Source organism: Enterobacter sp. MF024 (assembly GCF_005843915.1).
Lineage (GTDB): Bacteria > Pseudomonadota > Gammaproteobacteria > Enterobacterales > Enterobacteriaceae > Enterobacter > Enterobacter barmai.
Window position 1 is genome coordinate 78,569 of sequence record NZ_VCBB01000017.1, and the last position, 13,214, is coordinate 91,782.

The 13,214-nt window shown below is 56.5% G+C and carries 13 protein-coding genes; 5 read left to right on the forward strand and 8 right to left on the reverse strand.

Translation table 11 applies throughout. The annotated features are described in order from the left end of the window. Nucleotides 1–15: 15 nt before the first annotated feature. The 3 genes from secB to cysE all read left to right on the forward strand — a co-directional run bounded on the left by secB (nucleotide 16) and on the right by cysE (nucleotide 2,403). On the forward strand, nucleotides 16–483 hold the full coding sequence (secB, locus tag FFB58_RS20185) for a protein-export chaperone SecB (protein WP_039030146.1): 468 nt from the start codon (nucleotides 16–18) through the stop codon (nucleotides 481–483). Continuing rightward, nucleotides 483–1,502, forward strand: a complete 1,020-nt coding sequence (gene gpsA / locus FFB58_RS20190; RefSeq protein WP_039030145.1) for an NAD(P)H-dependent glycerol-3-phosphate dehydrogenase — start codon at nucleotides 483–485, stop codon at nucleotides 1,500–1,502. The genes secB and gpsA overlap by 1 nt, the downstream gene beginning before the upstream one ends. A gap of 79 nt (nucleotides 1,503–1,581) precedes the next feature. Next, on the forward strand, nucleotides 1,582–2,403 hold the full coding sequence (gene cysE / locus FFB58_RS20195) for a serine O-acetyltransferase (protein ID WP_039030144.1): 822 nt from the start codon (nucleotides 1,582–1,584) through the stop codon (nucleotides 2,401–2,403). On the opposite strand, the gene trmL is transcribed toward cysE, so the two are convergent. From trmL to FFB58_RS20235, 8 genes are all read right to left on the reverse strand, one after another. Then, complete coding sequence (gene trmL, locus FFB58_RS20200; RefSeq protein WP_039030210.1) at nucleotides 2,400–2,873, reverse strand: tRNA (uridine(34)/cytosine(34)/5-carboxymethylaminomethyluridine(34)-2'-O)-methyltransferase TrmL; 474 nt, start codon at nucleotides 2,871–2,873, stop codon at nucleotides 2,400–2,402. The two genes, cysE and trmL, sit on opposite strands and share 4 nt — an antisense overlap. 101 nt (nucleotides 2,874–2,974) lie before the next feature. Then, nucleotides 2,975–4,162: an FMN-dependent L-lactate dehydrogenase LldD gene (gene lldD / locus FFB58_RS20205; RefSeq protein WP_039030143.1), complete on the reverse strand. Its 1,188-nt coding sequence runs from the start codon at nucleotides 4,160–4,162 to the stop codon at nucleotides 2,975–2,977. Continuing rightward, entirely contained in the window at nucleotides 4,159–4,932 is a 774-nt protein-coding gene (gene lldR, locus FFB58_RS20210; RefSeq protein ID WP_138370833.1) for a transcriptional regulator LldR, read from the reverse strand. Before lldR ends, lldD begins: the two co-directional genes overlap by 4 nt. Continuing rightward, complete coding sequence (gene lldP / locus FFB58_RS20215) at nucleotides 4,929–6,584, reverse strand: L-lactate permease (RefSeq protein ID WP_138370834.1); 1,656 nt, start codon at nucleotides 6,582–6,584, stop codon at nucleotides 4,929–4,931. Before lldP ends, lldR begins: the two co-directional genes overlap by 4 nt. 269 nt (nucleotides 6,585–6,853) lie before the next feature. Then, nucleotides 6,854–7,216 carry a YibL family ribosome-associated protein gene (locus FFB58_RS20220; RefSeq protein ID WP_039030140.1) on the reverse strand — a complete coding sequence of 121 codons (363 nt, stop codon included), beginning with the start codon at nucleotides 7,214–7,216 and terminating at the stop codon, nucleotides 6,854–6,856. Nucleotides 7,217–7,275: 59 nt separating this feature from the next. Then, on the reverse strand, nucleotides 7,276–7,866 hold the full coding sequence (mtlR, locus tag FFB58_RS20225; RefSeq protein WP_138370835.1) for a mannitol operon repressor MtlR: 591 nt from the start codon (nucleotides 7,864–7,866) through the stop codon (nucleotides 7,276–7,278). Next, a complete protein-coding gene (gene mtlD / locus FFB58_RS20230) occupies nucleotides 7,863–9,011 on the reverse strand; it encodes a mannitol-1-phosphate 5-dehydrogenase (protein WP_072036667.1) in 1,149 nt (382 codons plus the stop codon). The genes mtlR and mtlD overlap by 4 nt, the downstream gene beginning before the upstream one ends. 108 nt (nucleotides 9,012–9,119) lie before the next feature. After that, nucleotides 9,120–11,033, reverse strand: a complete 1,914-nt coding sequence (locus FFB58_RS20235; RefSeq protein WP_039030137.1) for a PTS mannitol transporter subunit IICBA — start codon at nucleotides 11,031–11,033, stop codon at nucleotides 9,120–9,122. 653 nt (nucleotides 11,034–11,686) lie between these two features. Between FFB58_RS20235 and FFB58_RS20245 the strand changes: the two genes are divergently transcribed. Both FFB58_RS20245 and FFB58_RS20250 read left to right on the forward strand, forming a co-directional pair. After that, nucleotides 11,687–12,043: a DUF3302 domain-containing protein gene (locus FFB58_RS20245; RefSeq protein WP_039030136.1), complete on the forward strand. Its 357-nt coding sequence runs from the start codon at nucleotides 11,687–11,689 to the stop codon at nucleotides 12,041–12,043. A gap of 2 nt (nucleotides 12,044–12,045) precedes the next feature. Further along, nucleotides 12,046–13,182 carry an HlyD family secretion protein gene (locus FFB58_RS20250; protein ID WP_138370837.1) on the forward strand — a complete coding sequence of 379 codons (1,137 nt, stop codon included), beginning with the start codon at nucleotides 12,046–12,048 and terminating at the stop codon, nucleotides 13,180–13,182. Nucleotides 13,183–13,214: the final 32 nt, after the last annotated feature.

Consider the following 13,214-nt stretch of genomic DNA (forward strand, 5'->3'; position numbering starts at 1 on the left):
AAAAAGGGTTTTTCCATGTCAGAACAAAACAATACCGAAATGACTTTCCAGATCCAGCGCATCTACACCAAAGATGTCTCCTACGAAGCACCTAATGCGCCGCACGTTTTCCAGAAAGACTGGCAGCCAGAGGTTAAACTTGATCTGGATACCGCTTCCACCCAGCTGGCGGAAGATGTGTATGAAGTCGTGCTGCGTGTTACCGTAACCGCCTCTCTGGGCGAAGAGACTGCATTCCTGTGTGAAGTACAGCAGGGCGGCATCTTCTCCATCGGCGGCATCGAAGGTAATCAGATGGCGCATTGCCTGGGCGCATACTGCCCGAACATCCTGTTCCCGTATGCCCGTGAATGCATCACCAGCCTGGTTTCCCGCGGTACGTTCCCGCAACTGAACCTTGCGCCGGTGAACTTCGATGCGCTGTTTATGAACTATCTGCAGCAGCAAGCTGGCGAAGGTACTGACCAACATCAGGATGCCTGATGAGTACTGTCAATGCGTCAATGACTGTGATCGGTGCCGGCTCTTACGGCACCGCTCTTGCTATCACCCTGGCAAGAAATGGTCACGAAGTGGTTCTCTGGGGCCACAATCCTGAACATATCGCGACGTTAGAAGCCGATCGCTGCAACGTTGCGTTTCTCCCCGATGTGCCTTTCCCTGACTCACTGCATCTTGAAAGCGACCTTGCGACTGCGCTTGCCGCCAGCCGTAATATTCTGATCGTGGTGCCCAGCCATGTCTTTGGCGAAGTGCTGCGTCAGATTAAACCGTTGATGCGTGATGATGCCCGCGTGGTCTGGGCGACCAAAGGGCTGGAAGCCGAGACCGGCCGCCTGCTGCAGGATGTCGCCCGTGAAGCGCTGGGGGATGCTATTCCGCTGGCGGTGATCTCCGGGCCGACCTTTGCGAAAGAGCTGGCGGCAGGGCTGCCAACGGCTATCTCGCTGGCGTCCACCGACGAGACCTTCGCTGACGATCTGCAGCAGCTGCTGCACTGCGGTAAAAGCTTCCGCGTCTACAGCAACCCCGATTTTATCGGCGTCCAGCTGGGCGGCGCGGTGAAGAACGTGATCGCTATCGGTGCGGGCATGTCCGACGGCATCGGCTTTGGCGCGAACGCGCGTACCGCCCTGATCACCCGCGGGCTGACTGAAATGTCCCGCCTTGGCGCGGCGCTCGGTGCCGATCCAGCCACCTTTATGGGGATGGCAGGGTTAGGCGATCTGGTGCTGACCTGTACCGACAACCAGTCCCGTAACCGTCGTTTCGGCATGATGCTTGGCCAGGGCATGGACGTGATCGGCGCGCAGGAGAAGATCGGCCAGGTGGTGGAAGGCTACCGCAATACCAAAGAAGTCCGCGAGCTGGCACACCGTTTTGGTGTCGAAATGCCAATAACCGAGGAAATTTATCAGGTATTGTATTGCGGAAAAAATGCGCGCGAGGCAGCATTGACCTTATTAGGTCGTGCACGCAAGGACGAGCGTAGCAGCAGTTAACTGCAGGAAAGCGTTGTCACCTGAATGACCCGGCCGGCAAAGAACTGGCCGGTCATTATCATTACGTCTGGAGTAAGCAATGCCGTGTGAAGAACTGGATATCGTCTGGAACAATATTAAAGCCGAAGCCCGGGCTCTGGCTGACTGTGAGCCTATGCTGGCCAGCTTCTACCACGCGACGCTACTCAAGCACGAAAACCTCGGCAGCGCCCTGAGCTATATGCTCGCCAATAAACTGGCTTCACCGATCATGCCCGCTATCGCCATTCGCGAAGTGGTAGAAGAGGCCTATGCGGCCGACCCGGAGATGATCGCCTCCGCCGCGTGTGACATTCAGGCGGTTCGCAACCGCGACCCGGCGGTGGATAAATACTCCACGCCGCTGCTCTATCTGAAAGGTTTCCACGCCCTGCAGTCCTACCGTATCGGCCACTGGCTGTGGAACGAAGGCCGCCGCGCGCTGGCCATCTTCCTGCAAAACCAGGTTTCCGTAACCTTCCAGGTGGATATCCACCCGGCGGCAAAAATTGGTCGTGGCATCATGCTCGACCACGCGACCGGTATTGTAGTGGGTGAAACGGCGGTGATTGAAAACGACGTCTCGATCCTGCAGTCCGTAACCCTCGGCGGGACCGGGAAAACCAGCGGCGACCGTCACCCGAAAATTCGTGAAGGGGTGATGATTGGCGCAGGCGCGAAGATCCTCGGCAATATCGAAGTGGGACGCGGCGCGAAGATTGGCGCCGGTTCAGTCGTGCTGCAACCTGTGCCCCCGCATACCACCGCCGCAGGCGTTCCGGCGCGTATCGTCGGCAAGCCGGACAGCGATAAACCGGCGATGGATATGGATCAGTTCTTCAACGGCATCCACCATACCTTTGAGTATGGCGACGGGATTTAACTTCTGAGAATGGCGCCAGGGTATCCCAGCTGGCGCCAGGCCTCATACACCACCACCGACACCGCGTTCGACAGGTTCATGCTGCGGCTGTCCGGCATCATCGGAATGCGGATTTTTTGTTCAGCGGGCAGGGCATCAAGAATGGTGGCCGGCAGGCCGCGCGTTTCCGGGCCAAACAGCAGATAGTCGCCTTCCTGATAGCTAACCGCGCTGTGGGCAGGCGTGCCTTTAGTGGTCAGGGCAAAGATCCGTTCCGGCTTTTCCGCTTCCATAAATGCGGCCTGATCCTTATGGCGGATCACGGCGGTAAATTCATGATAATCCAACCCGGCGCGGCGCAGACGCTTGTCGTCCCACGTAAAGCCCATCGGCTCGATGATGTGCAGACGAAAACCGGTGTTGGCGCACAGGCGGATAATATTGCCGGTATTAGGCGGAATTTCTGGTTCGAATAAGACGATGTTAAGCATGCTGCCCCATTTCATTAGGCTCTGAAATTGCGGGGGGCAGCTTACCATCCCCTCTCCCCTTTGGGGAGAGGGTCAGGGTGAGGGGATCAGACCGCACCAACCTAAGCCGCATTTCCCTGCGCCAGCGGTGCCAGCCCGGCAGGGATCTTACTCAACTCCTGCACCAGCATCTCCTTGCTGATTTCCGGGATGGTTTTCGCGCCGGTCAGCGTCATCGCCACCTTCATCTCTTTCTCGATCAGGTTAAGCAGATTCGCTACTCCCGCCTGACCGTGGGTCGCCAGAGCGTACAGATACGCCCGGCCCAGCAGGACGGTGTCGGCCCCGAGGGCAATCATGCGCACCACGTCCAGACCGTTGCGGATCCCGGAATCTGCCAGAATGGCGATATCGCCCTTAACCGCATCGGCAATGGCGGGCAGGGCGCGGGCCGAGGAGAGCACGCCGTCGAGCTGGCGACCGCCGTGATTCGACACCACAATCCCGTCGGCGCCAAAGCGCACCGCATCCCGGGCATCTTCCGGATCGAGGATCCCTTTGATCACCATCGGGCCATCCCAGAACTCGCGGATCCACTCCAGGTCTTTCCACGAGATCGACGGATCGAAGTTATTTGCCAGCCAGCCAATGTAATCTTCCAGTCCCGTCGGTTTACCCAGATAGGCGGAGATATTCCCCAGGTCATGCGGGCGACCGTTCACCCCCACATCCCAGGCCCATTGCGGATGCGTCACCGCCTGCCAGTAGCGGCGCATCGCTGCGTTCGCACCGCTCATCCCGGAGTGGGCATCGCGGTAACGTGCGCCGGGCGTCGGCATATCCACGGTAAAGACCAGGGTGGAACAGCCTGCCGCTTTGGCGCGCTCCAGGGCATTGCGCATAAACCCGCGATCGCGCAGGACGTACAGCTGGAACCACATCGGGCGCTTGATGGTCGGGGCGACCTCTTCAATCGGGCAGACCGAGACGGTGGAGAGGGTAAAGGGAATGCCTTTCGCATCCGCCGCCGCTGCGGCCTGCACTTCACCGCGGCGAGCGTACATGCCGCACAGCCCGACCGGGGCGAGGGCCACCGGCATGGAGAGCGTTTCGTTGAACAGTTTTGTCTCAAGGCTCAGGTCAGACATATTCTTCAGCACGCGCTGACGCAGGGCCACTTCCGACAGGTCTTCCACGTTGCGACGCAGGGTGTATTCGGAATAGGCTCCGCCGTCGATATAGTGAAACAGGAACGGCGGCAGGATGCGCTGGGCGGCGGCGCGATAATCACTGGCTGCGGAAATGATCATGAATTGTTCTCCCTGGAAATAGCGTTGTCGCCAGGCAGACGGGTAATACGCGCCTGTCGGGCCTGATCTTCATCGAATCGTTTAATGGTGGTGTGGACGAAGCCCAGATGCGCCATCATCGCTGCGCGTGCGGCTTCGGCATCACCGGCAAGAATGGCGTTGAGTACCGCCTCGTGCTGCTCGGTCAGCCTGGCAAAAACGGGGGGCACCAGGTACATGCGCTGGCGGCTCTGCTTAACGGAGGATTGCAGCAGGTCGAAGAAGCCGCGCATGGTCTGGAGCAGAACGACGTTATGCGAGGCCTCGGCGATGGCCAGATGGAAACGCACGTCCGCCTGCGAGGCGATATCCGGGTCGCTGCTTTGCGTGGCGTCGAAACAGGCTCTGAGCTTCTCTTTATCCGCCTCGGTCGCCCGCATGGCCGCATGCCAGGCGGTGCTGGTTTCGATGGCGTGGCGGGCTTCGAGGATATCGAAGCTGTAGTCCGGGTCGTTCTCCATCAGGGTTTTCAACGGCTGAACAATGTTCTGTCCGGACCAGTCATCGTGCTGCCAGCGCACAAAGGTCCCGCCACCGCGACGGCTCACCAGAACCCCTTCGCTGACCAGGGTCGCTAAGGCTTCGCGCAGCGAGTTGCGCGACACGCCAAGCTGGGTGGCAAGCTGGCGCTCGGCGGGTAACTTCATGCCCGCCTCCAGCTGCATCTCTTCAATCAGCGCCCGCACGCGAGAAGCGATCTCGTCGGACAGGCGTCTGGGCATCACTATCATGGGATCATCCAGGTTAAGACATAGGCCTGCAGGGTGGTGATCACCCCCACCATGCAGGTAAATATCAGGCTGTGTTTAACGGTAAAGCGGAACAGATCCGACTCTTTGCCCACCAGGCCTACCGCCGCACAGGCAATGGCGATGGACTGAGGCGAGATCATCTTGCCGGTCACGCCGCCGGTGGTGTTGGCTGCCACCAGCAGCACATCCGACACGCCAATCTGCTGGGCGGCCGTGGCCTGCAGGGCCGCAAACAGGGCGTTCGACGACGTATCCGACCCGGTCAGGAACACCCCCAACCAGCCGAGGAACGGCGAGAAGAAGGTGAACGCGGAGCCGGTATGGGCCAGCGCCAGCGCCAGCGTCGATGACAGGCCGGAATAGTTCGAGATAAACGCGAACGCCAGCACCATGCCGATGGAGTAGATCGGCAGCATCAGTTCTTTAAGGGTAGCGGCAAACGTCTGCACCGCAGCAGCCGGCTTCATGCGCAGCCACACCACGGAAAGGATAGCGGCAAACAGGATTGCCGTGCCGGTGGCAGAGAACCAGTCGAACTTGAATACCGCCGCGTACGGCGTGGCGTCGTGCACCACCGGCGGCATACGCGCGACCATCTTGTCGAGGAACGGCACGGAGATATTCACCACCATGTCGTACAGCGCGCCGTTCGGAGCGAACAGGGCTTTAAACGGCGGAATACTCCACAGGGTAACGGTCGCGGTCAGGAACAGGAACGGCGACCAGGCGCGGACAATCTGTCCCGGCGTGTAGCCGGTGCGGGCCAGGGTCTGATCGACCTGCGAGGCGCCCATATCGGCAAAGCGGAAGATACGCACCGGCTGCCAGCGTTTCAGGAACAGCGTCAGGCAGACCAGAGAAACCAGGGACGAGATAATGTCCGGCAGTTCCGGGCCGAGGAAGTTGGAGCTCAGGTACTGGGCGATAGCGAACGAGCCACCGGCGACCATCACCGCAGGCCAGGTCTCCTTCACGCCGCGCCAGCCGTCCATAATCGCCATGATCCAGAACAGCACGATAATGGTCAGGAACGGCAGCTGACGGCCCACCATCTGGCCAATCTCAAAGCTGTCCAGCCCGGTGACCTGCCCGGCGACCAGAATCGGAATGCCCATCGCACCAAACGCCACCGGCGCGGTGTTCACGATCAGACACAGCCCGGCGGCATACAGCGGGTTAAAGCCCAGCCCAACCAGCAGGGCGGCGGTGATGGCCACCGGCGCACCGAATCCGGCGGCCCCTTCAAGGAACGCGCCGAAGGAGAAGCCGACGATCAGCATCTGCAGACGCTGGTCCGGCGTAATGGAAAGAATCGACGAGCGGATAATGTCGAACTGCCCGGTCTTGACCGAGATTTTATAGACGAAGACCGCAGCAATGATTATCCAGGCGATCGGCCACAGGCCGTAGAAGAAGCCATAGACGACAGAGGCCAGCGCGCGATCGACCGGCATTTTGTAGAAGAACAGCGCGACCATCAGGGCAATAGCGACGGTGTACGTCGCGGCAAGGTATCCCTTCAGCTTGAGTTTAATCAGCGCGAAGAAGAAAAACAGGATAGGTAGCGAGGCGATCAGGCTCGACAGCCAGATGTTTCCTGCCGGATCGTAGTTTTGTTGCCAGAGGCTCATTGCAGGTCTCCTGAGGACCACACCCGTTGTGAGGCGGTGAGTCTGTGCTCATCTCTGCGTCACATTCAGTGTAAAAGTGGTCCTGCCAATAGTGTGATGTAGGGTTAATGACAACAAATGGTTAACCAAATGTTATTGGTCGGCAATGATTTTGTAAGTGAAGATTATGGAAGTGTGAACCAGGGAAGGGTTGGTTGCGGAATTGGTTGGGCCAATTTTAGACGTGACAGAAAGGTAGGCCGGGTAAGCGCAGCGCCACCCGGCAAAAATCAGAACTCAGTCTTGCAAAAACCGGTCATCTCTTTCAGACCCATTTCACGACCCAGCTCGGTCATCGGGTGTACAACCACCAGGCCACGCACGCTTTTCTTCAGCTTGCCCATATCGGCCTGCTCTTTTTTGGTGATGGCACGGCGGAAAGGCAGTTTGGACAACTTCTGCGCTTCTTTGCTCAGCTTCTGCTCTTTCACGCCGCGCAGGCGCTCGATTTCGGTTTCCAGCGTCGCTTTCTCTTTTTCCAGCTCGGCGTACTTCTCGGCGGCGTCAACCAGCGACAGGCTGGCCTGCTGGTGGCGGATCAGATCCAGGCGATCGCTCAGGCGTTTGATTTCACTCTTTTCGACTTCTTTCATGACAAATGGCTCTAAAAACAGGGGGAATTACTACAAATGATACACGAATGTGCGCAGGCTTACTTCTGAAACGCTTTTTTTAAGCTGATTCGGGAAATCAGCTCGGTCAGGGAGAGTACCATCGTGGAGCGAACGATCTGCTGGTAACGCTGTTTCTGCATGGCGTACAGCTCAGGATCGCTGGTATCAAAATGCGGTGCCGGGGGCAGGGCGGTGACGCAGTGCAACTCGCCCAGCGGGCCGAGGATCTCATCGTCGGTAAACGCATACTCGTTACCGTCGTGATTCAGCTCTTCACGCAATGCCATCAGCAGTTCGGCATCTTCATACTCGTGACGGCTGATGACGCCCAGGCCATAGATCAGTTTCATACGCACGGATAAATCGCCCAAGGGGCCGTCACCGTCGAGCAACGGTTCAACTGCGTATTTCACCGCGTAGTCGTCTTTGCGAAACACCTGAAGCACCAGGATATTCACCGCCTCGGTTAATAACTCGACGGCGGATATCAGGAAGCTTCGTACGGTTTTGCCAGCATTCAGACGCTCCAGCACACGGTTTTCAAAGGCCTGGGTTTGTTCCATTATTGCCTGCATATCTGACAATCTATCTTCCGGGCACAGGATGACCTGCGCCAGTTCCTGCATCATTTGGTTGCGTTATAAACGTTCACCGCCTCCACAACCACGTTGCTGTTGGCATCCAGACCGGATACCTGCGCCAGCGCGGCCTGTGGACCTTTCTCGGCAATTAGCTGCGCCAGCTCCTGCGCCTGCGGATCTTCTTCGCTGCGGTAGTGCATCGCGGCGGCAATACCCTGAACCAGGTTGCTGTGCGGCAGACCGTATTCCAGGGTGCCGAGCAGCGGTTTGATCAGGCGATCGCCCGCACTCAGTTTGCGCAGCGGCTGACGGCCAACGCGCTCAACGTCATCTTTCAGATACGGGTTTTCAAAACGACCGAGGATTTTCTGAATATATGCCGCATGCTTATCGGCATCAAAACCGTAGCGTTTAATCAGTACCGCGCCGCTCTCATCCATTGCACCTTTTACCACGGCGCGGACGTTCTCATCGAGAATGGCGTCACGAATGGTCTGATGACCGGCTAATTTACCGAGGTAGGCGGTTATAGCATGCCCGGTGTTCAGCGTGAAGAGCTTACGCTCGACAAATGCCATCAGGTTATCAGTTAATTCCATCCCGGCGATCTCAGGCAGCGCGCCCTTGAACTGGGTTTTATCGACGATCCACTCGCTGAAGGTCTCAACGGTTACTTCCAGCGGATCGTTAGTGGCGGATTCTGACGGGGGAACGATGCGGTCCACGGCGGAATCGACAAAGCCGACATGCTCTTCAACCCAGGCTTTATCTTCTTCAGCCACCGCCGCCATAACATGGCCTTTCAGCTGGGTGGTGCCGCGCACCATGTTTTCACAGGCGATAATGTTCAGCGGGGCCTCGTTGCCCTGAGCTTTACGTTTTGCCAGACCTTTCGCCACCGCCGGCGCGATACGCTCCAGAACCACCGGACCGACGGCGGTGGTGACCAGGTCAACCCCGGCAATCAGATCGATAACGTCGTCGCCAATGCTGCTAACCGCGTTCACGCCGCTTACGGTTTCGACCTGCTCGTTTTCACCTACCACATGCACCTGATAGCTATGACGTGCATTCAGGGCATCAAGTACCGTCTGATTTACATCGGCGAATGTCAGCGTAATGCCCGCGTCTGCCAGCAGTTTGCCGATAAAGCCACGACCGATGTTACCTGCGCCAAAATGTAATGCTTTCATAGTATTAACCTTCATCAATGTTTTTACCCGAGAGGGCTGGGGTGAGGAACCACGTTAATTTCCCCTCACCCTAGCCCTCTCCCCAACGGGGAGAGGGAGGTACAGAACTTATTTGTTCAGCAGCGCCAGAACTTCTTCGACGCTGGTGGTGTTAGCCAGACGTTCGATAACGGTCTCGTCGTCCAGGGCATTGGTCAGGCTGGTAATCACCTGGATGTGCTCGTTGTTACGGGCCGCGATACCAATCACCAGACGGGCGATGTCGTCTTCTTCTTCACCGAAGCGCACGCCTGCCGGGTACTGACAGAACACCACGCCGGTTTTCAGGACGCGATCTTTCGCTTCAACCGTACCGTGCGGCACCGCAATGGATTCGCCCAGGTAGGTCGGGGTCAGTTTTTCACGTTCCAGCATCGCTTCAACATATTCTGGCTGAACGTAGCCCCCTTTCACCAGCTGCTCACCGGCGAAGCGAATCGCTTCTTCTTTATGGCTCGCGGTACGGCCAAGGAAGATGTTCTCCGCACCCAGCTTGAACAGGTGGCTGTTGCTCTCGTCGAAGCTGTCCTGCAGGCTGGTACGCACTTTCACTTCGTTATCTTCGTGGCGCTGCGCCGCAACCAGACGTTCGGTCAGGCTGGTGTACAGGCCGCTGTCGAGGAAGTTGGTCAGAGAAATATGCTGCGCCTGCGGTACCTGGCGCATCGCACGCTCGGTCAGATCGCGGTGGGTGATGACCAGGTCAACATCCGGCGGCAGGCTGTTAATCGCGCTGTTGGTTACGGAGATCTGGGTCAGACCCGCATCCGCCACTTTCTTACGCAGGACGCCTGCACCCATGGCGCTGGAACCCATACCGGCGTCGCAGGCGACGATGATTTTACGTACGTGGCTCAGGTCGTTAGAGACATCACCCGCAGCCAGCGGCGTTGCAGCAACACCTTTAGACTGGGATTTCATGTCCTGCATACGACGGGTTGCCGCTTCGATATCGTCTTCTTCTTTCACCTTGCTGGTTTTCAGCAGGATTGCAGAGACCACGAAGGAGACCGCCATGGCCGCGAAGATTGCCGCCAGGTTAGCGAAGTAAGCGCCTTTCGGGGTCATCGCCAGTACCGCCAGGATAGAACCCGGAGATGCCGGAGAAACCAGGCCGCCACCCAGCACGCTCAGTGTGAACACGCCAGTCATACCGCCGAGGATAACGGCGAGGATCAGACGTGGGTTCATCAGCACGTACGGGAAGTAAATTTCGTGGATACCGCCCAGGAAGTGGATGATTGCCGCACCGCCCGCAGACTGTTTAGCGCTACCGCGACCGAAGAAGATGTACGCCAGCAGGACGCCCATACCCGGACCCGGGTTAGCTTCGATCAGGAAGAAGATAGACTTGCCGAGGTCGTGAGACTGCTGAATACCCAGCGGTGAGAAGATACCGTGGTTAATGGCGTTGTTCAGGAACAGGATTTTCGCCGGTTCAACAAAGATGGACGCCAGCGGCAGCATGTCGTGGGCAACCATGAAGTTAACGCCCGCCGCCAGAATTTTGGAGAGCACTTCAACTGCCGGGCCAATGCCGAGGAACGCCAGAATCGCCAGGATCATACCGATGATGCCGGCAGAGAAGTTGTTCACCAGCATTTCGAAGCCGGATTTGATCTTGCCATCGACCCAGACGTCAAATTTCTTAATCGCCCAGCCGCCCAGAGGACCGGCAATCATTGCGCCGAGGAACATCGGCATATCCGCACCGACGATAACACCCATGGTGGTGATCGCACCGACCACGCCGCCACGGTCACCGCCCACCAGACGACCACCGGTATAACCGATGAGCAGCGGCAGCAGATAGGTGATCATTGGGCCAACAAGTTTCGCCAGCGTTTCGTTAGGCAACCACCCTGTCGGAATAAATAACGCGGTGATGATACCCCACGCGATAAACGCGCCGATATTTGGCATCACCATGTTGCTGAGGAATCGACCAAAGCTTTGTACTTTGATCTTAAAATCGGATGACATAAAACACCCCTTCTTCTGTTTACGCAGGCCTTGAGCCCGAGGTTTGTTGTTAATGCGGCGGCAGAGGTTGCCCTGTTCTGATGCGTGAAATCTGGCACTTAATTGTTTAGCTGTCCAGACAGGCTAAATTTGTGTGATCTGAGTCACGTAAATGTAGGGGGTGTGGTGAGAAATGAAGTGATCAATATCACAAAAATGACGTGTAAAAAAAATACAATGAACGCAAAAGCGGCAGTTAAGGCCATTAAATGTGAAACAAATCACATTTCGTCGTCGCGGATTTGTTTCCGTAGTGTGATCAAATCCACAAAAAATTTTTATGCGGATTTCTCTGGATGTGATCGCTGGCAACATCTGCTCTTACAATCGACGCCAGGCTGTAACTCAGCAACACTTATAGCTAAAAAAGCGTAGCGGTAATGTGGTATGGCGAAAAGTTCTAAGCTGGATTAAGCTCAAACTGTAAACTTAAGTCTATTATTATTCAGGATATATTTTGACACGCTTCTAAACTTGCATGGAGATATAAGAAAAAACCATACTCCCCGGCTCTGAAATAATAAGTACATCTTTATGTGCTTAAGAATGAATTAATGTGGCTACTTACCATTTAATTATTTTAATGAGTTTACGATTTATTTAGTGAGGCAAATATGTTTCTCAACTATTTTGCGCTGGGTGTGTTGATTTTTGTCTTCCTGGTTCTTTTTTATGGAATCATCGCTATCCATGACATTCCGTATAACATGGCCAAAAAGCGCAACCATCCCCATGCCGATGCCATTCATACGGCAGGGTGGATTAGCCTGTTTACGCTCCATGCTATCTGGCCGTTTCTGTGGATTTGGGCAACCCTTTATCAGCCCGAACGCGGGTGGGGTATGCAAAACCACATTCAGCCTCCAGACCGTAATCCCGACGTGGATGCGCTGGCAAAGCGCGTAGCCGAGCTGGAACAAAAACTGGCCGCAGTGCCGCCTGTTGCTGATAAGAATACGCCGGAGCACTAATCATGGATCTGTTGATCATTCTGACCTATGCCGCGTTTGCGTGGGCCATCTTTAAAATATTTCGTATTCCGGTAAACCAGTGGACACTGGCGACCGCGACCCTGGGCGGTGTGTTTATTGTTGCCGCGCTTATTTTATTAATGAACTATAACCACCCGTATACGTTCACGGCGCAGAAAGCGGTTATCTCTATTCCGATTACGCCGCAGGTAACGGGAGTTGTTACGGAAGTCACGGATAAAAATAACCAGCTTATTAAAAAAGGCGAAGTGTTATTTAAAATCGATCCGGGCAGGTATAAAGCCCGCGTCGATCGCCTGCAGGCGGACCTGGTGACGGCGACACACAATATTGATGTCCTGAAAGCCCAGCTGGCGGAAGCCCAATCGAATACCACCCGCGTGTCGGCCGAACGCGATCGTCTGTTAAAAGACTATCAGCGTTATGTAAAAGGCAGCCAGGCGAAGGTGAATCCCTTCTCTGAAAGCGATATTGATAACGCGCGGCAAAATTACCTGGCGCAGGACGCCATGGTGAAAGCGTCGGTGGCGGAACAGGTTCAGATCCAGAGCCAGTTAGAGAGCATGTCTAACGGTGAGCAGTCGCAGATTGCCTCCCTGCGCGCCCAGTTAGCGGAAGCGCAATACAACCTGGACCAGACCGTCATCCGTGCGCCGAGCAACGGCTACATCACCCAGGTGCTGATTCGCCCAGGTACTTACGCGGCTTCACTGCCGCTGCGTCCGGTGATGGTCTTTATCCCTGAGCAGAAACGCCAGATTGTGGCGCAGTTCCGCCAGAACTCGTTACTGCGTCTGAAACCAGGCGATGAAGCCGAAGTGGTATTTAATGCCCTGCCGGGCCAGGTCTTCTCCGGTAAGCTGACCAGCATTCTGCCGGTGGTGCCCGGCGGTTCCTACCAGGCGCAGGGGGTGCTGCAGGCGCTGACGGTGGTGCCGGGTACCGACGGTGTGATTGGTACCATCGAACTGGATCCGAACGTCGACGTGGACGCCCTGCCTGACGGTATCTACGCCCAGGTGGCGGTCTATTCCGATCACTTCGCCCACGTTTCCGTGATGCGTAAAGTCCTGCTGCGTATGACCAGCTGGATGCACTACCTCTATCTCGATCATTAATCCCCAAAAAGGCAGGTATGCGATCCGCGTAC

What these genes read in the sequence shown, in the direction of transcription:
- mtlR (WP_138370835.1), bottom strand. Translation starts at nt 7,866, where the DNA reads ATGATGCAGGAACTGGCGCAGGTCATCCTGTGCCCGGAAGATAGATTG.
- lldR (WP_138370833.1), bottom strand. Translation starts at nt 4,932, where the DNA reads ATGATAGTGATGCCCAGACGCCTGTCCGACGAGATCGCTTCTCGCGTG.
- cysE (WP_039030144.1), top strand. Translation starts at nt 1,582, where the DNA reads ATGCCGTGTGAAGAACTGGATATCGTCTGGAACAATATTAAAGCCGAA.
- trmL (WP_039030210.1), bottom strand. Translation starts at nt 2,873, where the DNA reads ATGCTTAACATCGTCTTATTCGAACCAGAAATTCCGCCTAATACCGGC.
- gpsA (WP_039030145.1), top strand. Translation starts at nt 483, where the DNA reads ATGAGTACTGTCAATGCGTCAATGACTGTGATCGGTGCCGGCTCTTAC.
- lldP (WP_138370834.1), bottom strand. Translation starts at nt 6,584, where the DNA reads ATGAGCCTCTGGCAACAAAACTACGATCCGGCAGGAAACATCTGGCTG.
- lldD (WP_039030143.1), bottom strand. Translation starts at nt 4,162, where the DNA reads ATGATCATTTCCGCAGCCAGTGATTATCGCGCCGCCGCCCAGCGCATC.
- FFB58_RS20235 (WP_039030137.1), bottom strand. Translation starts at nt 11,033, where the DNA reads ATGTCATCCGATTTTAAGATCAAAGTACAAAGCTTTGGTCGATTCCTC.
- mtlD (WP_072036667.1), bottom strand. Translation starts at nt 9,011, where the DNA reads ATGAAAGCATTACATTTTGGCGCAGGTAACATCGGTCGTGGCTTTATC.
- secB (WP_039030146.1), top strand. Translation starts at nt 16, where the DNA reads ATGTCAGAACAAAACAATACCGAAATGACTTTCCAGATCCAGCGCATC.
- FFB58_RS20245 (WP_039030136.1), top strand. Translation starts at nt 11,687, where the DNA reads ATGTTTCTCAACTATTTTGCGCTGGGTGTGTTGATTTTTGTCTTCCTG.
- FFB58_RS20250 (WP_138370837.1), top strand. Translation starts at nt 12,046, where the DNA reads ATGGATCTGTTGATCATTCTGACCTATGCCGCGTTTGCGTGGGCCATC.
- FFB58_RS20220 (WP_039030140.1), bottom strand. Translation starts at nt 7,216, where the DNA reads ATGAAAGAAGTCGAAAAGAGTGAAATCAAACGCCTGAGCGATCGCCTG.